Genomic DNA, 24002 nt, shown 5'->3' with positions numbered 1-24002 from the left:
ATGGTTCTTGCTGTCTCTCCTCAAATTCATAGTCCCGACTACATGGGATTGGTCTCTTTTTTAATAACCCCTTTTTTATCGGCTTCTGATTCTCTGCGCGTTGACTGTGAACAAGCGAACCGTAAACAACGGGTTTGGATTCGAGTGGCCATAGAAGGTGAAGATAAGGGTCGTATCTTTGGGCGTGGTGGCCGCAATCTGAATGCTATCTGCACTGTTCTAGAGGTGGCAGCGGCAACGGTGGGTCAAACGGTTTATCTGGATGTCTATGAGAGCGATCGCGATCAAAGCAGTTCCTATCTGACCAGAAAAAGACGACCCTACGGCAACGGGCATGAAGCAGAAAAGTTTCAGCGTCGTCGCTCCCGTCCCCGCTATTCTACTGATTAGAAATCTCCTCTTTAGGTTTTTGGCGGTTAGCAATTGCTGGAAATTAATTAAAAGCCTCTATGCCCGACTTCAGTTAAGGAGATCGGGTTGTTTTTTGTGGCAATGATTCGGGCCATGATTCGGAAGTTGATCTGCGCTAGAATACATAACTAGACTAAAAAAACAGACAACATTTTGCCAAAATCGCGTTTGTCTTTAGCCCTAACCTGACTAGCAAAGTAACAATGGAAATTAAAGCGGTTCAAACTGCCTACTACGGAGATATGTCTTTCCGTACTCCACCTCCCGATCTAGAGTCCCTGTTACTCAAAGAACGGATTGTTTATTTGGGAATGCCGCTGTTTTCTTCCGATGAGCATAAACAGCAAGTCGGGCTGGATGTGACGCAATTAATCATTGCCCAACTCCTCTTCTTGCAATTTGATGACCCCGATAAACCGATCTTTTTCTATATTAATTCAACGGGAACTTCCTGGTACACAGGGGATGCGATCGGGTTTGAAACAGAAGCTTTTGCGATTTGCGACACGATTAATTACATTAAACCCCCCGTCCATACTATTTGTATTGGTCAAGCGATGGGAACGGCTGCTATGATCCTCGCTGCCGGAACGAAGGGCTTTCGAGCTAGTTTACCCCATGCCACCATTGTCCTGAATCAAAATCGTACGGGAGCAAGAGGGCAGGCCACAGATATCCAAATTCGGGCCAAGGAGGTACTAGACAATAAACGTACCATGCTAGAAATTCTTTCCCAAACGACGGGTCAAACCGTTGAGAAATTGGCCAAAGACTTGGATCGTACTTTTTATCTCACCCCAGAACAGGCTAAAGAGTACGGATTAATTGATAAGGTCTTAGAAAATTCCAAGCAATTGCCCCAACCGCTTGCGGCTCTACGCTAAGTTTTTACACTCCTGCCTTGTTGTCCTCTGTCCTTTTGAATATTTTTGACCTTTTGACCTATGCCTATTGGTGTTCCCAGTGTTCCCTATCGTCTGCCCGGTAGTCAGTATGAGCGTTGGATCGATATCTATACTCGTCTAAGCCAGGAACGAATTATTTTTCTGGGTCAAGAAGTGAATGACTCGATCGCCAACCGCATTGTCGCTTTTTTACTCTATCTTGACTCCGATGATCCCAGTAAACCGATCTATCTGTATATCAATTCTCCGGGGGGATCGGTAACGGCAGGCATGGCCATCTACGACACCATGCAATACATTAAGTCGGAAGTGGTGACAATCTGTGTGGGTTTAGCGGCATCAATGGGATCGTTTTTATTAGCCGCCGGTACGCCGGGTAAAAGATTAGCCTTGCCCCATGCCCGTATCATGATTCACCAACCGATGGGGGGTACCGGTCGTCGTCAAGCAACGGATATTCAAATTGAGGCCCAGGAAATTCTGCGGATTCGTCAGCAACTCAATGAAATGTTGGCCCTTCGCACTGGCCAAACCATCGAGAAAATTGCCAAGGATACGGACCGGGATTATTTTATGTCCGCAGCCGAAGCGAAGGAATACGGACTCATTGATAAGGTGATTGAACCGAGTAGTCTGTCAACAGTTGCGTTGTAGTTTAAAGCGTTTGAGGAAAAGCGATCGCCCCTGGTCTAGCGAAGATTTCGTTAAGCGGCGATCACTCTCTGTTGTTTTGGAGAAAAAATGGGTTGGCTAAGGAAAAATGCCTAGGGAGATCGTCAAAGTAATGCTAAGATAGGTCAAAAATTTCCTGCTTTCAGAAAATTCCTGATCTTAGTCGTCCAGAGATTAAATCCTCTCTCGGTGTCCTCAATTCCCTAGCCTGATAATACTGTGTTTTCAAACCCGACTCCTCCAGACCATCAACGGCCTCCTCTGATGAATAATTTACAATCTGTTAGTCGCCAAGCTTATCAGCAGGTTCAGCGTCAAGCCGAACGGTTTCCCTATCAGTTTTGGGCGATTGTGCTGATTTTGGTGTCAGGAGGGATTGGCTTTACGGCAACGAACATGCTGTTTAAGTTGCCCAAGAGTCCCCAGTGTTCTCGTATTTTCTGGCCGATCGCCTCCGCCTCTATGCGCTTATATTGTGCTCAGTTATCTGCGGATGATAGAACGGTGGATAGTCTATTACAGGCGATCAAATTGGTAGCAAGCTTGCCCAAGGATCACCCTCTCTATGGCGAAGCAAACCGTAGCATTGAAGAATGGGCCAATGAAATTGTGAGTTTAGCGGATGAATCTTTCCAAGATGGCAAGTTAGATGAAGCGATCGCCACGGTAAAACGCATTCCCAATCAGGTACAGGCCTATAAATTAGTTGAAGAGCGTATTAGCAGTTGGCAAGAGACCTGGAAAAAAGGAGAAGCTATTTTTGCTGAGGTTGAGGATAACCTGCGGAAGGCACGCTGGAATGATGCTTTTCGGGCGGCGGTAAAATTATTGAATCTGGATAATCGTTACTGGGGAACGACGAGATACGATCAAAGCGTTAAAAATATTCAGTTAGCCCAGGAAGAAAGCAGTAAATTAGACACGGCTTATCGGATTTTGCGTCGGGGTGGCATTGACAATTGGCTGAAAGCGATCGCCGAAGCTCAAAAAATTCCCAAGGAAAGTTATGCCTATCAGGAATCTTTGGGTTTAATAAATAAAGCCAAGGAAAAATTACAGAACTTTATTCAAAATCTAATTGATGACAAGGATTGGCAAACCCTGTCCAGCACCGTTGATCGTATTCCAGAAAATATTTTTCCGGCGGAAGATACTAACGAATGGCAGTTACTAGGAACGGCTGGCAGTGATGCTCAATCCGGCACGTTAGAGGGCATTCAATCGGCCATTTCAACGGCGGAAAGAATAGCAGATCAAACTCGTCCCCTTTACACGGTGGCGCAAGAATTAATCCAAGGTTGGCGCACGGAGGAAACGGCTTTAACCCAATTGGCTAAGGCTCGACAAATGGCTGAATCGGGTACGGTCGCAGATTTAACGACCGCGATCGCCGAGGCCAAACTGGTTCCCGATAGCAATCCCCGTTATCAAGATGCTCTACGGGATATCAATAACTGGATAAAGCAAATTCAAATCTATGAAGATAAACCAGTACTTGCTAAGGCAAAAGAATTAGCTGACTCTGGTAATGTTGGCGATCTGCAACAGGCCATCGATCAAGCTTCTAGTATTAGCCGCGATCGCGCTCTTTATTCCGAAGCCCGTCAAGAAATGCGAGAATGGCAGACAATGGTAGAACGCCAAGAGGATCAACCCTTGCTCGATCAAGCAAAAGCGATCGCTGCCAATCAAGACTATGCCTCAGCGATTAGTACGGCATCTCAAGTTCGCTCTGGACGAGTTCTGTATCCTGAAGCGCGTAAAAATATCAATCTTTGGCAGCAGGAAATTCAATCTCAGAAAACCCTGCAACGGGCAAACGCACTGGCCGAGGCTCGAACACCAGAATCTCTCTCCAATGCCATTCGTTTAATTCTCCAAATTCCCCTCTCAACGGAAGCAGGCAGTCAGCGGATTCAATCGATTAATACATGGAGCTATCAACTCCTATCCCTAGCCCAGGAAAAAGCCAGTGAGGCTTCTTTATCAGAAGCGATTCGCCTAGCACGAGTAATTCCCAAGGAAAGTGCCGCCTATAACACGGCCAGAGACTTGATTAAGGATTGGAAACAGGCCTTAACACCTGTTCCGACCAGTGTTCCTGTCACACCCAATACTCCAGAGTTGGAGAGTCCTCCCCTGCCTACCGATCTGAACCCGACAACGACGACCAATCCCTAAGTTTTTAGGGGTATCTATGACTTTTATCGCTAACTTTTTAAGTTCTTTAATGATCGCCCTGGGCTTTGCGGCGATCGCGGTTTTTGCCGTTCAAAATATTACCCCTGTCTCCCTCCGCTTATTTGTTTTTGAGTCCATACAATTACCCGTTGGTATTCTCCTCGCCTTTTGTATTGGTTTTGGACTCATTTTAGGTGCTTTCTTACCGTTACTCTGGCAACGTCCGGCAAAACGACGTACAAGAATAGAAGATATGGACGAATTTGATTTTGAGGAATAACGATGGAACGGACATAGCCCAAAATAGTTCTCTGTTGATGCCTTCTGTTTTTAGTTCACACTTTTTGATTTTATCCATTCTTTCTTTTTACACTGTTTTGCTGTCCATTTTTTCTAAGTATTTTTCCCTATTTTTTTTCGCTAATCATTAATTGGACTGATGGGTTTATTCTATGAGTGGCTTGATTTTAATCGAATCTTATTCTGTTCTTAACACTTTGTGTCAACCTATCCCAGTATGATCTAATTGCTTGAGGTTTAAGTTTAGAGCCTCAAGACTAAACTGCTACTCAAAAAGTAGCTTAAAATCCCTATATTTTGTAGCGATGTTAAAACCGATTGATTCTATTCTTATTTTTGAAAGTCACCCTGAAAAAATACTTAAGACGGGAGAAGTTATTTTTGAAGCCGGTGATCGCGGTGAATTTATGTATGGTTTGATTGAGGGAGAAGTCGAAATGTATTTGGAAGGCAAATTGCTAGAAACTTTGCAGGCAGGAGATGCTTTTGGAGTTGGAGCGTTAGTTCATGAAGACCACCGACGCTTCTGTACGGCGATCGCAAAAACTGAAGTTCGCCTTGCGGCCATGGAAAAAGAACATTTCTTTTTTGCAGTGCAACAAACCCCGATGTTTGCCTTGGAACTTTTGCGAAGTTATTCAGAACGATTACGGAAAGTTAAAGCTCAATTACAAAAAGCAATGACTTAGTTCTTTCCATGTCGTTAGATTTTTTTTTAGTCTGTGGACTAGGCAATTTAGGGCAACAGTGTGTGGTGGCTCTGAGTTCCTTTAATGTCAAAATTATCGCGATTGAAAAACAAACGCCTAATGCCTACGAAATCCCTAAAGTTCCCTCTCTTTTGGAACAATTAATTATCGGCAATTGTAGCCATTTACCCGTTCTGGAAAGTGCCAATATTGCCCAATGTCGAACCGCTTTATTAGTCACCAGTGATGAGGAAGTTAATATTGAAACCGCCCTCATGATTCGAGAATTAAATCCCACCACTCGTTTAGTTGTACGATCAGGACAAACTCACCTCAATCAGTTATTAGGAGAACAACTGGGCAATTTTATTGCTTATGATCCCCTAGATTTACCTGCTAATGCTTTCGCGCTGGCTGCGTTAGGGAATGAAACCCTCGGTTTTTTTGAGTTGGAAAAGCAATGGTTACGAGTTATTCGCATTCCCATTTTTCCCAATCATCCTGGGTTAAATCAGTCTCGACTTCAGGATTTAAATCGCCGCGATCGCCGTATTTTGAGTGTTGAAAGAGGGGAAATTTCAGAGGATTGGGGTTTTCATCAATGGGACGGGGAAGAAGTTGTTAGAATTAACGATGTTATTATTGCCATCGAAGCGGTAGATAATCTTTTCTCTAATTTACAATATTCCCCCAAGAAAACCTTAAATAATTTTACCCTAAGCAAACAATCTCTCTGGCTAGAAACCCAACTAGAACATTGGCAACAATTCAAATCAGCAGTGCAATCCCGTCCTGTAATCCTATTTGCCGGATTGGTAATTTTGGGTTTGTTAATATTAGGAACCCTGTTATTTTATTTGACCATTCCTCAGATCGGAATTTTAGGCGCATTATATCGAACTTTCGTGTTACTTTTAGGTGGTTATGGAGATCTATTTGCTGAACTTCAAGAAGTCAAAAACTACCGTTGGCTGTTGGAACCTTTAGCATTATTGTTAACGTTAGCGGGCATTGCTTTTGTCGGCATTCTCTATGCCTTATTAACAGAAAGTCTTTTAGCTACGAAATTTATTTTTGCCCGTAAACGTTTGACTTTACCCAAACAAAACCATATTGTTCTCTTGGGTTTAGGACGCATTGGTCAACGGGTTGCTCGTCTCTTAAAAACCTGGAAGCAACCCCTTATCGGTATCACCCTTAAATTTGATTTTGATTTCCGCCTTTTACCCGATATTCCCATTGTTAATCAATCCCTAGAAGAAAATTTTGCTAAAGTAAATTTAGCCACAGCCAATAGTGTCGTCGTGGTAACTGATGACGATATGTTAAATCTAGAAGTTGCTTTGACAACCCATAAAATTAATCCCAGAGCAAACTTAGTTATTCGGACTTCTCGCCAGGGATTAAGCCATAGTTTAATGGGATTATTGCCTAAAGCTCAGGTATTAGAAACCTATCGATTAGCCGCAGAAGTTTTTGTTGGGGCTGCCTTTGGAGAAAATATTCTCAATCTTTTTCGGCTTCACTATCAAACTATTCTGGTGACGGAATATTATATTGAAAATCAGGATACATTGGTCGGTTTATTACTAGCAGAAGTTGCCTACGGTTATAGTATTGTCCCTTTATTGTACCAGTCGAGTAATCACCCTTCTTTATTATTTCCTTCTGATGATGTCTTACTCAGAGAAGGCGATCGCCTAGTCGTATTAGCGACCATTGAAAGCTTAAGAAAAATCGAGGTGCGTGATTTAAAACCTAAAACCTGGCGAATACGAATAGAAAAGATTATCAATCAGGATTTTATTTTTGATGGAGCTAATACCATCAGCCGCATTTCAGGTTGTTCTCTTCAACAGGCGAGGGAATTACTCGATGATCTTCCTAATACGTTAATAACACCTCTTTATCGTCCCCAGGCCCAACGCTTACTTCGCGCCTTAAAGAAAATGCAAATCGTAGCTCTATTAGTCAAAACCCAAGGAAGTCATCTTGATAGTTAGACTGGAAATTAAACAGAAGTAAATCAAATCTTATCTTTTTCTTAACCTTTGCTATTTGCTCATGGGGTTATAATCGTATGCAAATATTAGTAAATTAGTCTGCAAAATAAAACAATCTTGTTTTTGTACCAATAAAAATATTTGATCAATAGACTAAATAAACTAATGTGCAGTGACAATTTTGGATGATGTTCTCATCCCTATGGAGTCCCATTAAAGCAAAAAATTGCCTTAATTAAGAAACTTACCTTTCTGGTAATTATTTCTTGTTACTTATTTAATTGAGGAGTCCTCATGTCTAATCAACACCCAACTGAACCCGATCCGATAGAAAAATTTCTGTATCCTCACCATTCCTATGAGGGAGCATTTACCCCAGAAAACTTAGTTTTTAATGCCAATCTTCAAGAATTTGCCCAACGCATTATTTATCTCTGTGGTCTAGAAACCAATGGCAAAATCACACCAGAAGAAGCTTATCAAGAAATTCGTCAACTTTGGAAACAATTGAAAATTTCTCGACAAGAGTTGCGAGGAAAAGATAACGAATCTTAACCGAAAGACCTAAGTCATTAGTCATTGGTTAACAGAAATGTTGAATTCCGTAACAAAACTTTACCTTTGAATAAGAATTCACATAGCAGTTCTATTTTCCATCTTTGTACAATTATCCTCTTCTTAGCAGAGATGTCTAGACTTTATCAAGCGATTAAACATCTGTAACCCGCCAACTGAGTTTCAGATTAAACCAGAAGTTCCATACAGTTACTAGGGCGATCGCCAGAAAATTAGCTAGATAATGATTTAAGCCAAATAAGTTAACCAATAGGTTAAGAAAAATGACATTAAGGAACAAACCCACTAAGCAAATAAGATTAAATTTAAGAAAACGTTTGATCCTTTGACGTTTGCCAGGTTGACGCTGGGCTACATCTCGAAAAGTCCAAAGATCATTCCACAAAAAATTATTTAAAATTGCCAATTCTGCGGCGATAATCTTGCTACGAGTTAGGGGGAAACCGAGGGTACTGGGATCATGGAGTAAATAAAGAAAACCCATATCAACCACAACTCCCGTTAAACCGACTAAACAAAATTGAACAAAGCGAGATGATAGGGACAGGCGTAATCGAATTAAATGCTGTAAATATTCCCAGTACTGCTGACTAGTAACTTTGCTCTCTCCACTCTGCCGTTCTCGAAAAACATAACCCACTTCTCCAATCCAACGGATTTTTCCCCTGGCAACCACTTCCACTAAAATTTTGTAACCCACCGGACTTAAGGTTTTACCGGCGATCGCCTGGCGTTTGACCATAAAATAGCCACTCATGGGATCGGAAAGACGACTAATCACTTCCGGCAAAATCAGTAAGCCGAGCATTTGCGCTCCCCTAGAGAGAATACGGCGAATCATACTCCATTCACTGACCCCTCCCCCTTCCACATGACGACTAGCCAGAGCCAGATCAGCCCCCTGTTCCATTTCTTGCAGTAATTGCAATAACACTTCGGGCGGATGCTGAAGATCGGCATCAATTACGCCTAAAATTTCACCTCTGGCTGCTTGCCAACCCCGAATCACCGCCGTAGAAAGACCCTTTTCTTCAGTACGGCGCATAACCCGCAATTGGGGGTAAGACTCCAGCAATGCTAGGGCAATTTTCCACGTATAATCAGGACTATCATCATCGACTACAATCAACTCATAATTCTCTCCCAATACAGGGTCAAGCAGCCGAGTTAGTACCGCTACAATTTCTGTAATATTGCCACTCTCGTTATAGGTCGGCAAAATTAGCGATAATTTTAGAGCAGACTGATTACTAGAAGACGAATCGGACGTTTGTTCTGAAATACAAAGAGAAGCGTTAGTAACTGTCGTCAGGGATGGAACCATGCAGGGGTAAAGTGCTCGATCAATTCGGGGGAGCGGCTAATGTTATCTAGCGATATTGTAATCTGGCTCAAGGAAAGAACAGAATTAAGTTTATTGAATGAGGAGATTTTAACGGCGATCGCGCCCCATCTACAATCTCTCACCCTGGCAGATCAGCAAACGGTGGTGGAAGCGGGAACTAAACCCCAGGGACTTTATGTTCTTTATCAAGGACATCTGGAGGGAACAACCCAAAATTTAGGTTTGCTACCAGGGGAAGTGATTAATCTAGGAGCCTTAATTCTCGATCAACCGGTGCGGCGATCCGTGGTGACAGCCGGACAATGTGAATTTTTGTTTTTGGAAGCCAATACTTTTCGAGAGTTTGTTCGTCAATATCCCCAAATTACCCAAGCTTTTTCCCAATATCTGGCTGCGGAAGTTCAGGAATTATCGGCTCAGTTATTCTTTGAACAGCAGCGTCATGCGGTTTTACGCTCTTATATTGTGCCGAAAGCCCGTCGGGCCATTATGGGGAAAAGTCGTTATGCGGTTAAATTGCGATCGCAGCTTAGAGAAGCCTTTGAAACAGACGAAGCTGTGTTGATTTTTGGAGAACCTGGTCTAGAAAAAGATAATATGGCCGCCCTAATTCACTTTGGTTCTGATCAATATCGTAAAGAACCAATGATTAAGGTCAATTGTGCCAATTTAAAAGGGAGTGGAGCCGAGCTATTTGGTCGGGCCAACGGCAAAATGGGTTTGTTAGCAGCCCTGGGTAAAGGCACATTACTGTTAAATAATATTCAAGAGTTACCCCAGGAATTATTACCTAAAATAGCCCAATTAATTCAACAAAAAACCTACCATCCGGTTAGTCGTGATGAGGAAGAAATTGTACCTGAACAAGTTAGCCAAGCTCGCATTATTGCCATCTCAGAAACCATCGTTCCTTCTCTTAATACTCTTTTTCCTAAAAATATTAAAGTTCCACCCCTACGAGTCAGAAAAGCTGATATTGATGACTATGTAAACTACTACATTAGTCTAGCCTGTAAAGCCAAGGGTATAGACGTTGTACCCATCACCCCTGAAGCCCTACGAAAACTACAGGCCTACGATTTTCCCAATAATTTACGGGAACTTTCTAACCTAGTTGAACGGGCTGTTACTCAACTTCAGGGCTATACAAAAATTACCGAGGAAATCATTTGGCCCTCCCAGAGCAAGAAAAAACAATTTCGCTTGAATTTACTCAATACCTATTCCCAATTACGTCAATTTCTTCGCAGTTCTTGGTGGCCAGACAGGATTAACTATGGCATTACCACCTGGGCCTTTGCGGCGATCGTGATCATTTTATTTGTTGGCCCCCAGACTCGTGATCAAAATTTTGCCCTGAATCTTTTTTGGGCTTGGTGGTGGCCCCTGGTTTTGATTAGTTTTCCCTTTGTTGGACGACTTTGGTGTGCCGTTTGTCCCTTTATGATCTACGGTGAAATTACTCAAAAACTGTCCCTCTGGCTCTTTCCTCGCACTTTAAAGAAATGGCCGAAGCAAACGCTAGAAAAATGGGGAGGATGGTTTTTATTTGGACTTTTTGCTTTAATTTTACTTTGGGAAGAACTCTGGCATTTACAAAATACGGCCTATCTTTCCGCCTGTTTGTTATTGTTAATTACTGCCGGAGCAATGGTTTGTTCTGCTATTTTTGAACGTCGTCTTTGGTGTCGTTACCTTTGTCCCATTGGCGGCATGAATGGTCTGTTTGCCAAACTGGCGATGACTGAATTACGGGCCCAACAGGGAACTTGTTCCGCCGAATGCAATACCTATCAATGTTATAAGGGTGGCCCCCAAAAGGGAGAAGGGCAAGCAACGGCAGGTTGTCCTCTGTATTCCCATCCTGCCCAATTGGAAGATAATCGGGATTGTGTTCTCTGCATGACCTGTTTAAAAGCCTGTCCCCATCGCTCTGTGGAATTTAATCTCCGTCCACCGGCGATCGAGCTTTGGACAACCCATGTTCCCCGTGCCTACGAAGTTGCTCTGTTATTTCTTTTGCTCAATAGTATATTTTTAAGACGACTGCCAGAAATCAATCTAGAATGGGGTTTACATTTGAATCTTGAACCCTTTGCATTTCATTTTTTAGCCGCATTTCTCACCTTAAGTTTACCGATTCTTATTCCCTTACTCAGCCATCAATTTATCCCCAAAAAAGGCATTCTCAGCCATATCTCTTTTGTGGAATTAGCCTATGGTTATCTGCCTCTAGTTTTAGCGGGTAATCTGGCCCATTATCTGCGTTTGGGAATGGGAGAAGCAGGGACAATTATGCCTCTTTTTATGGCAACTTTCGGTTTGTCGGGTCAACAGTTACCAGTCCTCATCGCTCATCCTGCGGTTATTGCTTTTTTACAAGGATGCTTATTAATTGTTGGGTCGTTAGCTGCCATGTTAATTACTCAAAAAATTGGTCGCCAATCCCTGAAGATTCTTTGGCCTCAACATCTAGCTATTATTGTTTTGGCTATATTAATGAGTCAGATTATCGTTGGCTATTAACTGTGACCGTTGCAATCTTCTCCCCAACGGAAAAGGATAGCTCCCCAATTAAGTCCGGCTCCAAATCCAGAAGCAGCAATCAAATCTCCGGTTTGAATTTTTCCGGCTCGGACTGCTTCATCTAGGGCGATGGGAATGGAAGCCGCCGAGGTGTTGCCATACTGGGCCAGATTACTAATAATTTTTTCTGAAGGAAGTTGTAGGCGATCACCGACTGCATCCATAATTCGCTGGTTGGCTTGGTGCAAAATTAGCCAATCGATCGCCGTTATCTCCAATTGCGCCTTGAACAAAACCTTCTCGATCACTTCAGGAACCCGTGCCACCGCAAAGCGATAGACCTCTCGACCGTTCATACTAATCGGCTGGTAATTCCCTTGGCTAATGGTTTTTTCCTCAGTCAGCGATCGCGGTTGTCCTTGATAACCCAAATTGAGCGAATGATTGAGATTCCCATCGGTATAAATTTCAAAGGCTAAAAGATGATCTCGATCAGACTGACCCTGAAGCACCACTGCCCCTGCACCATCTCCAAACAAGACACAAGTTGATCGATCTGACCAATCCACCCAACGGGAAAGCACATCACCACCAATCAGCAACACCCGTTGATAGACTCCAGTGCGAAGAAACTGGGCCGCAGTCACCATGCCAAACACAAACCCCGAACAGGCAGCCGTTAGATCAAAGGCAACGGCTTGGGACGCGCCTAATAAGGCTTGAACTTTGCCAGCACTCCCAAATAAATCGTCAGGAGTAGAAGTGGCCAAAATAATTAAATCAATCTCGTTTGCGCCTATACCCGCCATTTCTAAAGCCCTACGACCAGCCTGAGCTGCTAAATCCGCCAAGGACTCATCAGGAGAACAGATATGACGCTGACGCATTCCCGTGCGGGTTTGAATCCATTCATCCGAGGTTTCCACCATCTCACTGAGATCCTCATTGCTCAAAAGCTGGGCTGAGGTAGCCGAGCCACTGCCAATGATGGTGATTCCCGTTTTAAGGCTGTCCAATCCCTTACTCCCGATTAATACCTGTGTTAATGCTGCCCGAATTGAGCGAGTGATGTCATTCTGCTTTGAAGATTAACGTTCACTATTGAGTAATGAACTGGTTTCAGCACTGTCTATGCCATCTGTCCAGGATTGAATGCGTTCCGAAACCCGATTATCATAAGCCTCTTTTGCTAAACGGATTGCATTAAAAATTGAGGGTGCGCGGGAACTACCATGACTAATGATGCAAATGCCATCTACCCCAAACAGCAAGGCTCCACCATGTTCTGCATGATCAATACGTTGTTTAATCCGTTTGAGATTGGGTTTGAGTAGTAGCGTTCCCAATTGACCGCGCCATCCCTGGGGTAATTCTTCTTTTAAAATATTCAGTACAATACCCCCAACTGCCTCGGCAAACTTGAGTACAACATTGCCCACAAAGCCATCGCAGACAATGACATCAAAATTGCCAGAGAGGACATCCCGACCTTCTGCATTACCGATAAAAAGCAGGTGAGGATTGTCTTGCAATCGTTGATAAGCCTGAAGAGCTAATTCATTCCCTTTGGTGGCTTCTTCTCCAATATTGAGCAGTCCCACTTTGGGTTCTTCCGTTCCCATGACGTACTTGCTATAGATGCTTCCCATCAGGGCAAATTGTTCCAAATATTTGGGCTTGCAGTCCACATTGGCCCCCACATCTAGAACGATTACCGATTTATCGGCCAGTAAGGTGGGAAAAACGGTTCCGATCGCCGGACGATCAATTCCCTTTAAACGTCCTAACCGTAACAAAGCCGCCGCCATTGCTGCACCGGAATGGCCTGCCGACACCACCGCATCAGCCCGTTTTTGTTTGACCAATTCCATGGCCACATTAATAGAGGCTTTGGGTTTACGACGGACGGCAGTAACCGCTTCCTCTTCCATCGATATGGCCGCTTCAGCCTCCACAATTTCTAGATTTTGGGAATGGGAGCCATGCTGTTGGAGATAGTCCGTGATTTGAGCGCGATCGCCCACCAGTAGAATCTCGACATCCAGTTCCTCGGAGGCGCGTATGGCTCCAGCAATAATTTCATCGGGAGCGTGATCGCCGCCCATAGCGTCTAGTGCAATTCTTGCCCGCGTTGCTGCCATTGGTCTAAAAGTGATAGAAACCTAGAAAATTCTAGCAGAACCTCCGTCAAATCTAAAGTTTTAATTAAAAATCTGATTTGGCTAAGGCTGCTATTGTTACAAACTAGTTTACCAAAAAGCTTGCTCATCCTACCGACGATCTGGCTCTGTCCAGGTTTAGCTCCATAGCCTATCCTCACTAATCCAATGGTCGCGTTAGACTGAAATCAGTCTGAATGTCCTTCGTCTTTTCCCAATATGCTCAAGTATGGCTAGATTTGATTCCTATAACCTCCGTCTGCAACTCAGTCGAATGTTTGACCAGGGTCAGTCCTTTTTTTGTGCCTTCAAGGTTCAGGACTGGTTGCGGGAACGACAGCATGATCCCAATGACTACGAAATTATCTTTCACCAAAAACCCGCGCCTCCTGCGATGGGACTGAAAATGATGGTGGAAATTGAACTGCGCCGTCGTGATGGTCAACCGGTCTCTCCTGAACTGCTAGAAGAAATTAACTATTTTGCTTAAAATGCTCCGCAGCCAAGCAGAGCCAGCCGCGTAAGGACTCAGCAATTCTCAATTTTGGCACAGCAAGCGGGTAGCAGTGTAAAGCGGAACACTTTGATTTGGATCTTGACTAATGAAAATGGCTGTAAGGCTTACTCTGTAGGAGCAAAGCTAAAACCCTTTCCGGGTAAGCTGGCCTGCCTTAAGTTGATGGGTGCGACCTTCATATGATACCTTCTCGACTCTGGAAAATTCTTGCCTAGCAAAGCTTTCATCGAATCCACTCAAAAATCATGTTGTGAATTAGCAACAACCAGAATCCTTACGCAGCAATAGTTTATCAATCAGAGGTCGCACCCAAGTTGATATCCCATTATTTTAGTTTTTTCTTGAGTATAAGAAGTTACTAATGTTATCTGTTCTCTTTTTAAAGATTCTAGAGAGATCATTTCTCCCTTTTCATTAGAAAATTCAACTAAAAACACTCCTGATTCAGAAATATCTACTACAGTTCCAGCTTGTCCTTTATTCTGACTTTTCCCGTTAAGTGCGGATTGCAAGCTGCCAGCCTTGGCAAAGGTCATGCAACTTCAACCAACCGCGCCAAAGGACTTGGATACCGAGAGGAGTTTTACGACGATGTTCAAGATAACCACCAAGAAAAGCAACAGACTCGACAGCCCAAGCAACAGTCAAAATAGGGGGAAGTTTTTGAGAGGCGGCTGCTTTTAACACCTGAAGTTGAAGAGGATTAAGAATTTCAATCGCGAGAGCATCGGGCTGGGTACGATGAAGATAAGTAACGTGTAAAAGTTCAACAGCAATGACACTTAAAAAACCCAAAAGAGTTTTCATTCCATCAGAGGCAAGTCGATAACGCTCACTCTGACAACCAGACTTAAGGACTTTATGAAATTCTTCAACCCGCCATCGGTAGGTGTACCAACGAAGAATAGTGACAGCCATCTCAATAGTCTCAACAACTTCTGTAGTCAGAAGCATCCAAGATAAAGGAGTTTCGCCTTCGGGACAATCGATTTCTGTCGCATAAACAGCATAGACATTCAACGGGTCACGATTATCAAAACGATAGGGAGTTCGTAGATTAACTGAGCAAAATCGGACGGCAAGCTTAACCTTCCGTGCTTTTCTTTTTCCTGTACTCGGAATCTCGATTTCTTGATGAAAACGAATCGGTTCTGATTCCAAATGTTGCCAAAGTCGTTCACTATTTTTGTCTAAACTACGATTATGAGACGCTCTGACCAGCACTCCTGTATGCTTGAGTTGACGCACTGAGTCAAAGACTTCTGAAACATCTCCTTCTCTGTCAAATACATGAATTACCCTCGTTGAACTTTCTACCTGTTTCTCACAGGTGTTTAGAGCCTCTACCCATTTGTAGGATTCTTTTTCCTCAAATGGTCTTTGACGAGCTGCTTTTCTTTGTTCTTTCTGTCTTTCTTTTTTCTGCTTCGCCGTTTCATCTGTTGGGGGCTTTTCTTTTACCTCCCTATTCCACAGTTTTTGCCATAATAAACCTAATACTTGTCCTTTTTCTGGCTCAATTGCTAAAGCACTATGCAGTATTAATCCATTCCCTCCTTTTCCAGTCGGCCCATACCCTTCCCTTTTTTCCTTGATATTGCGATAATCTAAGAAGGTCGTATCTCCGACTGATAGCATTATCTTATATTCTTCTACGGCGGCAGTTGTCATTTCACAGTGCGGCTCTATTATCTTGACAAAGTCTGTTTTCGGATTCCCAAAAATTCATAGGACCTCTTTAACTCGTTTCCTCCCTTAAACACTTCTGATAAGGCTTTTCCAAACCCCTCACTTAACTTTTTCCCAATCGAGAAGGCACGATTGTTTAGCCTCTCGTCTCCCAATTCACAACTGGCAAAGTTTTTTGTCCACCATTCCAACATTTTTTGACCTGCCCTTTAAGATTTTCTCCATTTTACAGTCTCATACTCCCTTCATCCTTTGTTTTTGAAATTTGAACGATAAGCGGGATGATGGCTTCAGAATATTTTTTTCCTGTCAAGAGAATCATTACTCAAACCCTTGCCAGATAAAGCCTCTAGAAGTTTGCATTGCTGGATTTTGGACTTAACGGGAAAAGTCAGGTCCTTTATTTAACCCTAATTTTGGTAAATCTTGAGTTAAAGCAACAATATTAATTTCGTTAATGGTGTTATTCATTGTTTGACGACCTAATCTATTCTAAACGATAATTCGCCATAGCATATTTTATTCATTGATATAACATATAATGAGACCAGTTAATTTACATTAGGAGACAGAAAAATGACCGATCCCGTCACCATATTCACCGCCAGCGCGATAGCCGATTTAGCGTTTCGAGAATTTATTAAATCGGGAGCGGGTGAAGTAGCTAAGAAGTTTTCCGCAGAGGCGATCGCTAAAATGAACGCATTGCGTAAAATGATTGTTCATAAATTACGGGGCAAAGATGAAAAGTTAGATACAGCACTAACGGGCGCGGAAAAAGGTGATCTTACTGCGATCGCAACGGTCGGTGAACATTTAGAATCTGCCATGCAGGATGAGGCTTTTGCCCAACAAGTGCAATCATTAGCCCAGCAAATTCAGCAAGATATTGATATTCAGCAGGGTGCAGGGGGAGAAGTTTGGAATGTGATTGGTAAAGCAGAGAAGAATGTATTTACGGATAATAAAGCACCGATTATTAAAGATAGCAGTGGTACTGTAAACATTAACTACGGCATACCACCTCAATCATAAGTAGGATAGGCATACTCCGACAAGCTCAGTACAAATCCTGCCTGTCTATCGGCTGCCACAGGCTACCATAGGCTACCACAGGCTAGAAGCCTGTTCTACAATTAAATATAAAATGTGGGATGGGCATCCTGCCTGTCCATAGGCTACGCTTTTAGGTTTGAGCCCCCTTGTATCTTAAAGGAAGAGTGGTAGACCGATTCCCCCTTGGTTATAAAAGCCGAGATTTAGTCTAGGTCGCCACTCATCAATCCTTCAAAAACTCGAAAAATCGAGAGGGTCTCGAACCCGTAGTGAACAAGGTCGAGTAATGAAGATAAAAACTCAAAGTAAAGGGGTAAAAGCATGGAAACTCAAGTAGCAAGCCAATGGGTTGGTATAGATGTCAGCAAAGCCAAGTTGGACATAGCTTTACGTCCAGCGAATAAGGTTTTGCAAGTAACCAATCAAGAGTCAGGCTGGCAGGAATTAAGCGAACAACTCAAAAAATACAAAATTGAGTTAATCATCATCGAATCAACAGGAGGAATGGAAAGAGGAGTGGCTCACAAGCTGCAAAAAGAGGAATTCAAGGTAGCAGTGATTAATCCCAAAAGAGCCAGAGATTTTGCCAAGGCATCAGGTCGTCTAGCGAAAACGGACAAAATAGATGCCGAGGTATTAGCCCATTTTGGAGAAGCCTTGCAACCAAGCCCAAAACCGTTAGCATCAGAATCTCAAGTAGCTTTATCCGATTTGGTCAATCGTCGTAGTCAGTTAGTGGAAATGCTAAACAGTGAACAAAAACGAGCGCACAGTGTTCGTAGTAGCACGGCGAAAGCTGACATTGAGACTAATATTCAATGGCTCAAACAAAGGATAAAAGGAATGGATGAGCAGATAGACCAACTGCGGCAAGACAACGAAGAGAGTAAAAAGCAGTATGAGCTATTAACCAGTGTACCTGGAGTGGGCAGAGTAACGGCCGTGACCTTGCTATCAATGTTGCCAGAATTAGGAGAGCTACCATTGAAGAAACTGTCGAGTCTAGTGGGAATTGCTCCCATGAACTGTGACAGTGGGCAAATGCGAGGAAAACGACGTATTATCGGTGGACGAGCAAGGGTGCGTGCCGTGCTGTATATGTCAGCCCTAGTGGCAATACAACACAATCCGGTAATTAAGGCGTTTTATCAAAAATTGCTCCAGGCAGGTAAGGCCAAAAAAGTAGCTTTAATTGCCTGCGCTCATAAGCTATTGGGATTTCTTCATGCTATAGTCAAGAGTCAAAAACCTTGGCGATGTCCTGAAAATATAGAGACAAAGGAGGAAAAACTGCAAGCGTGCTAATTCTCTGATATTGGTTGAAAGAGTTAACATAACTCATTCTCTGACGAGTTGTATGAGGATGAGTTGTTTGTTTTGACTAATTTGGGCTTGCTGAAAAAGTCAAAAAACGAAAGAAATGTGGGTTAGGGAAGTATGGACTGAAAAAGCATAGATAACTTATCCTTATGGAAACAAATCAAAATACAGATTTTGTTTAATCTATTGTTCCTTTCTGTCTAAAAAGGTCAACACAAATCACTCCTCACAAAAGAGAGGAAAATTAACACCATTTTTCACAAGAAAAACGACTCTACAACTTTTTACTTTTTGTCTTCTGAAGTAGAGTAGAAAGATTCATTACCAAAAAGTTCATCGCAATTACCGTTTCCGAGGTCTCAGGTAGTTTGGCCATCACTCGACCAAGACTAAATTTCCTCTTTCCCTGTCCGAATTTACCCTCAATGGCATTACGCACTCTTTCATCTGAGCGTGCCTCTTTCTTTTTTTCTTTGCTCACCTCTTTCGGCGGTCTTCCCAATCGGGGACCACTCATTCTTATATCCCTTTCTTTACAATAAGCTCGATTCGCTTTTGTTCGATAGATTTTATCCACATAAACCGATTCCGGATAACATCCTGTTTCCCTTTTATATTCTTCTATTCGCGCTTGTAAATCTCCCGATTCGTTGTAATTATCCCAACTTAATTTGTCTAAGAAGACAAAGCCATTCACATTACTTGCCGATATTTTAGCTCCAAACTCTACTGCTTTTCCCGCTTTTCCACGCACTATTGGACGCACGTGAGGTTGGCTTACACTCACAATTCTGTTTTCTACTTTATTTGTCTTTTTTTCATACATTTCTAACTGTTGCTCATACACTTTTCCTATCGTTACAAGCTCTTCTTGCTCTTTTTTCGTTAGTTTTTCTAACTTTGCTCCCTCTTCTATCATTTTTTCTATATGAGACAAGTTTCTTTTTATATATCCTAGTTGTTTTTTTGTTCCTTTTCTTCTTTCTTTTTTTGACACACGACGTTTTTTTGCTATGGCTAAGTACTCTTTTCTTGCCACTTCCCTATAAGTCCTCGGCTTTTCTTTCCTTTTCTCTTTTATTTCTTCATACAGCTTATCTATTATTTTTTCTGTTTTTTCTCTGGCATCATTCAATATTCCTATATCCGTTGGATATTTTATATCTGCTGGTGTACAAGTCGCATCTAACAATAACTTTCCTTCATTTTCTTTTTTTTCTGACGCTACACCCGTCGCTTTTTTTCTATTTCTTTATTAATTTTATTTATTAATTCCATTCCTATTTTTTTACGAAAATGAACCATCATTGACGCATTAAATGCTTCTTTGCTACTATAGCTTTCCATTCCTATAAAGTACTGTAAATAAGGGTTCTCTTTTATTTGTTCTACTGTTTCTCTGTCACTTTTTCCTGAAATTTCTTTGATAATTAATGCTCCTAATGCCATTCTAAATGATTTGGCTGGGGCTCCTTTTTTTTCTGTGAAGTTTTTTGCATATTCTTCCTCATATTCTTCCCAAAGAATCATTTTTGACATTTCTATCCAACGATTTTCTTCGTCTAACTGCCCGCCGAACAGATTTTTCAAGTTTTCTGGTGTTTCAATTGAGTACTGTTGCTTTCGGTACATCTGCTTTCTCTCTTCTTAATGCAATGGTTTTGAGGCATTCTACCCTATTTTCGTGCATTCTAGCGGTTCTTAATTCGCCTACTATTTTTCTCCGTAAAGGTTTCAGCTTTTTTCAGCAAGCCCTAATTTTATTTGATAGCGATCCTATCAAGGCCTTGACAAACAAGATAATCGCTAAATCCCCCTTAAAAAGGGGGACTTCAAACCTTTAATTTGTCTTCCCCCTTTCAAAGCTGTTTGTTGCGCGAATCTCCTAACCCAAAAACTCAAAGCCATACACAGTAAGCGTTTCATGTCCTCACCCCTTTTTAAGGGGGGCTGGGGGGGATCCACAGGCTAGAAGCCTGTTCCACTTAACTTAGGAGAAAAAAATGTCAAACGAAACACAAGGTTCTGAGTCTTGGAATGTGACAGGTAAAGCCGAGCAGAATCTCTTTACCGATAACAAAGCTCCCATCGTCAAAGATAATTTTGGCACGGTCAATATTAACTATGGCCAGTTGGGAAAAAATTCCCTAGAAGGAAATCCTTTTGTACCACCGCAACCCCGCGAGGGAGGATTGATTGGTCGGGAAATCGAGTTAGACAGACTGCATAAGTTATTGCAAACGAAGAAGAATGTCTGTGTGGTGTCGGGCATGGGAGGAGTGGGTAAAACGGAATTAGTGCGGAACTATGCCACAAGTGATGATTGCCAGGCACATTTTTCGGGAGGAGTATTTTATCTGGATGCACGGAGTCGTGAGAATATTGCGGCTGAGATTGTGGCCGTGACTAAGCATCATTTTCAGCGTGAGATAGAGGATAGTTTATCGGATACCCAGAAAGTAACTCAGTGTTGGCAAGAATGGAAAAACCAGACCGAAGCGGTGTTATTAATTCTCGATGATGTGTCGGTACTGGTATCGTGTGATCAAAGCTAGAAAAAGTTATGGTGTAAGAGTTTGAGAAAATAGAAAATAACTTACGACTGGACATATTCCCGTTTTTGTTATACTATTATTATTGTCATTATATTAAAGAAAGGGAAAACGGAAAGCAATGTCAACATTGAATAAAAGCTCAATTGACCTCCTAAGTGATATTGGCTTACCTCAAGAGAAAGAGGAAGCCTTATTTCAGAAAAACTGCCCTCATTGCTATAGTGAAAAAGTAAAAATACATTCTCATTACCAAACGAAAGGTAACGGGGAACGTAAAATGTTCATCTGTCAAGAATGTGGTTCTTGTTTTGCTGAGACTTATGGTAGCGTAATCGCTGGCTTAGAAACCCCATTAAGTGAAATTGTAAAAGTATTAAAAGCCAGAATGGAAGGAATAGGATTAAATGCAGCAGCCCGAGTATTCGGCTACGCAAAAACAACAATATTGAATTGGGAAAAGAAATTATCAGGATTACAAGAGACATTATTTTTATACGCCTTAGTGAATGAATTTGTTAAATTAGTAATAGAAGGGGATGAACTATACACAAAAGTTGGAAAAAATAAAGAAGCAAGTGCCTCTGAGGGGTGGACAATCGTGCTCATGGACAGGGCTAGCCGCTTTATTTGGCATTTAAAATGTGGTAAAAAAGAGCAGAAATTATTTCTAGAAGCAATGATGACGGTAGCGGAATTATTTGAAAGGAGTGCAGAATCTCTCCAGTTATTTACAGATGGAGAAAAGCGATATAGTCAACTGCTATTTAATATTTGTCACGAAGTATTAAGGACTGGGAAGCGAGGTCGTCCCACCAAAGTATTACCGAAGGGTATGGTGGTAAGATTAAAAAATAAGAGTAGTAAACGTCGAGATTCTGAGGGTAAACTAGAGAAAGTAGAAACTCCGAAAACTGAACATCCTGAGACAACAGAAAAACCAGAAGACAAGGATGTTCATGCCAACCACGTTGAGGCATTTAATAGTTCTCTACGACGCTATTTAGCCGCCTTTCGTCGTCGAACAAATACTTATGCTAAATCTGTTGTGGGATTACAGCGAGTGCTAGATATTTTCTGGATGGTTCATAACTTTGTTCGCAGCCATTTTACGACGAAAAAAGTTCCTGCGGTAGCTCTCGGTATAATTCAAAAAGGGTTAACTTGGGAGGACTTACTCCAAATTCGCCTGATTTGTTGAACCTCTTGTATTGCAACGTTTATAGCTTCTAGCTAGACGATACCAGTGCCGATGTGTCTGGTTTAGCGAAAAATTTTAAGCAATATTTACCGCCTGCGGATTTAGGGAAGTTGCGGTTACTGCTCACTTCACGCGATACACCTGATCAACGCATTGCCGAAGAATTGCCTCTAGAAGTATTGTTACCTGGAGCGGCAGTGGCATTATTAGCTTCGATTATTGGCCAAGAAAGGGTGGCAAGAGAAACATCAGCCGCAGAAAAACTTTGTGAGGAGTTGGGCTATTTGCCCTTGGCGTTGGAATTGGTGGGTTATTATTTGGAGGATGAGGATTATCAATCTCTCTCTTTGTCGGCGATGCTGGCTAAGTTAAAGGAAAAGGTTAAACATCCTGCTTTGTCACCCGAAGAAGTGCCGATGGCGATCAAAGCGACCAGGGGAGTTCAAGCGGCTTTTGATTTGAGTTGGGATGAGTTGACACCAGAAGCAAAATATCTCGCTTGTGTGTTGGGAGCATTTGCATCGGCGGCGATTCATTGGGTTTTTATGAGGGGTGCGACCTTTAGTTGATAAAAGCTGTTGTAATCAGGGTTCTACAGGGAACCCATATTGATCAAGTTTTGCCCAAAATTGACTCCATCGTTCCTTGGTCAATACCAAAGCTCGTAGGCTCAAAATAATTCCTGCTCCTTTTTCCTTCCATCGCATCCCTGAACAACATAATCGTTGTTTGACCAACGTCTTACAAGCTGCTTCCGTAACACCTGAACCAATCGGATACTTTTTCTCTAAGTATTCAGCATAATCCATTTGATGCTGATGATTCTCGTAATAAGTAATCGCCGCTTGTAGTTTCTCGGTAAGATTCTTAGAATGACTTTTTTCTTCTTTGACTTCTTTCATCAGATTTAGCAGTTCTCCTGCTTTTCCTTTTTCATGCTTGAGTTCTCGACAATTTTCAGTCAACCATTCTTTTTGTTTTGACACGGTATTCGGATGCAACGCTTCTGCCAAGGCACCTAAGTAACCAGAGGCATGATAGAAATCTAATATCTGTTCTTCCGTTTGCTTTTCTAAAAACTTCCAATTTGATTCTGCCCCGTCTGCTATCCCGACCAATGTTGCCTCTGGATAACGGTTTTTCGCTCGCTCAATTTCTCTTTCTAATCTTTCTAGAAAACTCTTTTTTCCATACTCTGGTGCCGCACCTAGATAGATTGTAGGTTGACGTTCGCCTTCACTATCGTATAGGGAAACGGTTCCCACCATTGCTTCACGGTAGCCATCCTCACACATCAGCATACAGGTTCCATCTAATCCTATTCCCACTGTTGCAATTTGGCTATCCTCCTTGGGCGGGGCATAACTCCACGCTTCTTCTTTTGCCTGTACCACACTTCCTACTGCTTCACTCAATCTTTGGATATAGGATAGCGCTACTTTTCTACCATGATTTTCTAATAAATCATTTTTCACCTCTTTGCCTGCCATCCCTGACATTTTTGAGGATACCTGTTTTGCCAATAATGGCGTTGATGTTATGATTATCCTTGCTTCTCTTTCTAAGGGGCAATACGTTTTTCCTCAAAGGTGAACGCTGATATACATGACGATTCACTATAACCTCACCATAAGGTGTTTGATATTCTTTCGGTTGCTCTCCCTTACTCTTCCAGATTTCTTCACCGATTTTTAAGGGTGAACCATCTGTATCTAAATATTTCAAGGCTTCTTTGCTGGCGATGCAACCTACTTCGTTTAAGCCTTTTTGAATATTTATTTCTGTATCCAACATTGAACGACTGAGTTCTAATGTTAGTTCTATTTTTATCTTTGAACCCTCTACATTAATTAGTTTTGCTGTCATCATTGTTTCCTCTTTGTCACTTTTCATCTCATGT

Annotated in this window: 21 protein-coding genes and 2 pseudogenes; 15 read left to right on the top strand and 8 right to left on the bottom strand. The window is 42.2% G+C overall.

What is annotated here, in order from left to right; translation table 11 throughout:
- The 8 genes from KA717_21245 to KA717_21210 all read left to right on the top strand — a co-directional run bounded on the left by KA717_21245 (nt 1) and on the right by KA717_21210 (nt 7716).
- Entirely contained in the window at nt 1-390 is a 390-nt protein-coding gene (locus KA717_21245) for a KH domain-containing protein (GenBank protein UXE58573.1), read from the top strand.
- A 224-nt stretch (nt 391-614) separates the two neighbouring features.
- Nucleotides 615-1295 carry an ATP-dependent Clp protease proteolytic subunit gene (locus tag KA717_21240; GenBank protein UXE58572.1) on the top strand — a complete coding sequence of 227 codons (681 nt, stop codon included), beginning with the start codon at nt 615-617 and terminating at the stop codon, nt 1293-1295.
- Between the two features lie 60 nt (nt 1296-1355).
- Nucleotides 1356-1970: an ATP-dependent Clp protease proteolytic subunit gene (locus KA717_21235; GenBank protein UXE58571.1), complete on the top strand. Its 615-nt coding sequence runs from the start codon at nt 1356-1358 to the stop codon at nt 1968-1970.
- A 282-nt stretch (nt 1971-2252) separates the two neighbouring features.
- Complete coding sequence (locus tag KA717_21230; protein UXE58570.1) at nt 2253-4169, top strand: chromosome segregation ATPase; 1917 nt, start codon at nt 2253-2255, stop codon at nt 4167-4169.
- A 16-nt stretch (nt 4170-4185) separates the two neighbouring features.
- Complete coding sequence (locus tag KA717_21225; protein ID UXE58569.1) at nt 4186-4449, top strand: LapA family protein; 264 nt, start codon at nt 4186-4188, stop codon at nt 4447-4449.
- A 325-nt stretch (nt 4450-4774) separates the two neighbouring features.
- Entirely contained in the window at nt 4775-5158 is a 384-nt protein-coding gene (locus KA717_21220) for a cyclic nucleotide-binding domain-containing protein (protein ID UXE58568.1), read from the top strand.
- A gap of 8 nt (nt 5159-5166) precedes the next feature.
- Nucleotides 5167-7161, top strand: coding sequence for an NAD-binding protein (locus KA717_21215; protein UXE58567.1), 1995 nt, complete (start codon nt 5167-5169; stop codon nt 7159-7161).
- A gap of 294 nt (nt 7162-7455) precedes the next feature.
- A complete protein-coding gene (locus KA717_21210) occupies nt 7456-7716 on the top strand; it encodes a hypothetical protein (protein ID UXE58566.1) in 261 nt (86 codons plus the stop codon).
- A gap of 154 nt (nt 7717-7870) precedes the next feature.
- Here KA717_21210 and KA717_21205 read toward each other — a convergent pair whose 3' ends face one another.
- Complete coding sequence (locus KA717_21205) at nt 7871-8956, bottom strand: glycosyltransferase (GenBank protein UXE58565.1); 1086 nt, start codon at nt 8954-8956, stop codon at nt 7871-7873.
- A 144-nt stretch (nt 8957-9100) separates the two neighbouring features.
- Here KA717_21205 and KA717_21200 point away from each other — a divergent pair, with 144 nt between their 5' ends.
- Entirely contained in the window at nt 9101-11608 is a 2508-nt protein-coding gene (locus tag KA717_21200) for a sigma 54-interacting transcriptional regulator (protein ID UXE58564.1), read from the top strand.
- On the opposite strand, the gene KA717_21195 is transcribed toward KA717_21200, so the two are convergent.
- Both KA717_21195 and plsX read right to left on the bottom strand, forming a co-directional pair.
- The gene (locus KA717_21195) at nt 11605-12603 is read right to left on the bottom strand and encodes a ketoacyl-ACP synthase III (GenBank protein UXE64744.1); all 999 of its coding nucleotides are present in this window, start codon (nt 12601-12603) and stop codon (nt 11605-11607) included. The two genes, KA717_21200 and KA717_21195, sit on opposite strands and share 4 nt — an antisense overlap.
- A gap of 93 nt (nt 12604-12696) precedes the next feature.
- Nucleotides 12697-13749, bottom strand: coding sequence for a phosphate acyltransferase PlsX (gene plsX, locus KA717_21190; protein UXE58563.1), 1053 nt, complete (start codon nt 13747-13749; stop codon nt 12697-12699).
- Nucleotides 13750-13996: 247 nt separating this feature from the next.
- Here plsX and KA717_21185 point away from each other — a divergent pair, with 247 nt between their 5' ends.
- Nucleotides 13997-14257: a hypothetical protein gene (locus tag KA717_21185; GenBank protein UXE58562.1), complete on the top strand. Its 261-nt coding sequence runs from the start codon at nt 13997-13999 to the stop codon at nt 14255-14257.
- Between the two features lie 323 nt (nt 14258-14580).
- Here KA717_21185 and KA717_21180 read toward each other — a convergent pair whose 3' ends face one another.
- The 3 genes from KA717_21180 to KA717_21170 are packed head-to-tail and all read right to left on the bottom strand — an operon-like array spanning nt 14581 to nt 16167.
- On the bottom strand, nt 14581-14820 hold the full coding sequence (locus KA717_21180) for a DUF4926 domain-containing protein (protein ID UXE58561.1): 240 nt from the start codon (nt 14818-14820) through the stop codon (nt 14581-14583).
- Complete coding sequence (locus tag KA717_21175) at nt 14780-15955, bottom strand: IS4 family transposase (protein UXE58560.1); 1176 nt, start codon at nt 15953-15955, stop codon at nt 14780-14782. The genes KA717_21180 and KA717_21175 overlap by 41 nt, the downstream gene beginning before the upstream one ends.
- 17 nt (nt 15956-15972) lie before the next feature.
- Nucleotides 15973-16167, bottom strand: a complete 195-nt coding sequence (locus KA717_21170) for a transposase (protein UXE58559.1) — start codon at nt 16165-16167, stop codon at nt 15973-15975.
- A 382-nt stretch (nt 16168-16549) separates the two neighbouring features.
- On the opposite strand from KA717_21170, the gene KA717_21165 reads away from it, so the two are divergent.
- Nucleotides 16550-17008 (top strand): hypothetical protein, encoded by a 459-nt coding sequence (locus KA717_21165; GenBank protein ID UXE58558.1) that lies wholly within the window; start codon nt 16550-16552, stop codon nt 17006-17008.
- Between the two features lie 342 nt (nt 17009-17350).
- Nucleotides 17351-18334, top strand: a complete 984-nt coding sequence (locus KA717_21160; GenBank protein UXE58557.1) for an IS110 family transposase — start codon at nt 17351-17353, stop codon at nt 18332-18334.
- Nucleotides 18335-18644: 310 nt separating this feature from the next.
- Here KA717_21160 and KA717_21155 read toward each other — a convergent pair.
- A pseudogene (locus KA717_21155) lies at nt 18645-19981 on the bottom strand (IS5 family transposase).
- Between the two features lie 371 nt (nt 19982-20352).
- On the opposite strand from KA717_21155, the gene KA717_21150 reads away from it, so the two are divergent.
- The 3 genes from KA717_21150 to KA717_21140 all read left to right on the top strand — a co-directional run bounded on the left by KA717_21150 (nt 20353) and on the right by KA717_21140 (nt 22671).
- Nucleotides 20353-20904, top strand: a complete 552-nt coding sequence (locus tag KA717_21150) for an ATP-binding protein (protein ID UXE58556.1) — start codon at nt 20353-20355, stop codon at nt 20902-20904.
- Between the two features lie 118 nt (nt 20905-21022).
- Nucleotides 21023-22102: an IS1 family transposase gene (locus KA717_21145; GenBank protein ID UXE58555.1), complete on the top strand. Its 1080-nt coding sequence runs from the start codon at nt 21023-21025 to the stop codon at nt 22100-22102.
- A gap of 53 nt (nt 22103-22155) precedes the next feature.
- Entirely contained in the window at nt 22156-22671 is a 516-nt protein-coding gene (locus KA717_21140; protein ID UXE58554.1) for a hypothetical protein, read from the top strand.
- A gap of 15 nt (nt 22672-22686) precedes the next feature.
- On the opposite strand, the pseudogene KA717_21135 reads toward KA717_21140, so the two are convergent.
- Nucleotides 22687-23968: pseudogene (locus KA717_21135) on the bottom strand (ISKra4 family transposase).
- Between the last annotated feature and the right edge of the window lie 34 nt (nt 23969-24002).

It is taken from the genome of Woronichinia naegeliana WA131, assembly GCA_025370055.1.
Lineage (GTDB): Bacteria > Cyanobacteriota > Cyanobacteriia > Cyanobacteriales > Microcystaceae > Woronichinia > Woronichinia naegeliana.
The sequence above is the reverse complement of the archived record's forward strand: the minus strand, read 5'-3'. Positions and strand labels throughout refer to the sequence as shown.

Coding starts and splice junctions, on each gene's coding strand:
- KA717_21245 (UXE58573.1), top strand. CDS start 1: ATGGTTCTTGCTGTCTCTCCTCAAATTCATAGTCCCGACTACATGGGA.
- KA717_21240 (UXE58572.1), top strand. CDS start 615: ATGGAAATTAAAGCGGTTCAAACTGCCTACTACGGAGATATGTCTTTC.
- KA717_21235 (UXE58571.1), top strand. CDS start 1,356: ATGCCTATTGGTGTTCCCAGTGTTCCCTATCGTCTGCCCGGTAGTCAG.
- KA717_21230 (UXE58570.1), top strand. CDS start 2,253: ATGAATAATTTACAATCTGTTAGTCGCCAAGCTTATCAGCAGGTTCAG.
- KA717_21225 (UXE58569.1), top strand. CDS start 4,186: ATGACTTTTATCGCTAACTTTTTAAGTTCTTTAATGATCGCCCTGGGC.
- KA717_21220 (UXE58568.1), top strand. CDS start 4,775: ATGTTAAAACCGATTGATTCTATTCTTATTTTTGAAAGTCACCCTGAA.
- KA717_21215 (UXE58567.1), top strand. CDS start 5,167: ATGTCGTTAGATTTTTTTTTAGTCTGTGGACTAGGCAATTTAGGGCAA.
- KA717_21210 (UXE58566.1), top strand. CDS start 7,456: ATGTCTAATCAACACCCAACTGAACCCGATCCGATAGAAAAATTTCTG.
- KA717_21200 (UXE58564.1), top strand. CDS start 9,101: ATGTTATCTAGCGATATTGTAATCTGGCTCAAGGAAAGAACAGAATTA.
- plsX (UXE58563.1), bottom strand. CDS start 13,749: ATGGCAGCAACGCGGGCAAGAATTGCACTAGACGCTATGGGCGGCGAT.
- KA717_21185 (UXE58562.1), top strand. CDS start 13,997: ATGGCTAGATTTGATTCCTATAACCTCCGTCTGCAACTCAGTCGAATG.
- KA717_21180 (UXE58561.1), bottom strand. CDS start 14,820: ATGACCTTTGCCAAGGCTGGCAGCTTGCAATCCGCACTTAACGGGAAA.
- KA717_21175 (UXE58560.1), bottom strand. CDS start 15,955: ATGACAACTGCCGCCGTAGAAGAATATAAGATAATGCTATCAGTCGGA.
- KA717_21170 (UXE58559.1), bottom strand. CDS start 16,167: ATGTTGGAATGGTGGACAAAAAACTTTGCCAGTTGTGAATTGGGAGAC.
- KA717_21165 (UXE58558.1), top strand. CDS start 16,550: ATGACCGATCCCGTCACCATATTCACCGCCAGCGCGATAGCCGATTTA.
- KA717_21160 (UXE58557.1), top strand. CDS start 17,351: ATGGAAACTCAAGTAGCAAGCCAATGGGTTGGTATAGATGTCAGCAAA.
- KA717_21150 (UXE58556.1), top strand. CDS start 20,353: ATGTCAAACGAAACACAAGGTTCTGAGTCTTGGAATGTGACAGGTAAA.
- KA717_21145 (UXE58555.1), top strand. CDS start 21,023: ATGTCAACATTGAATAAAAGCTCAATTGACCTCCTAAGTGATATTGGC.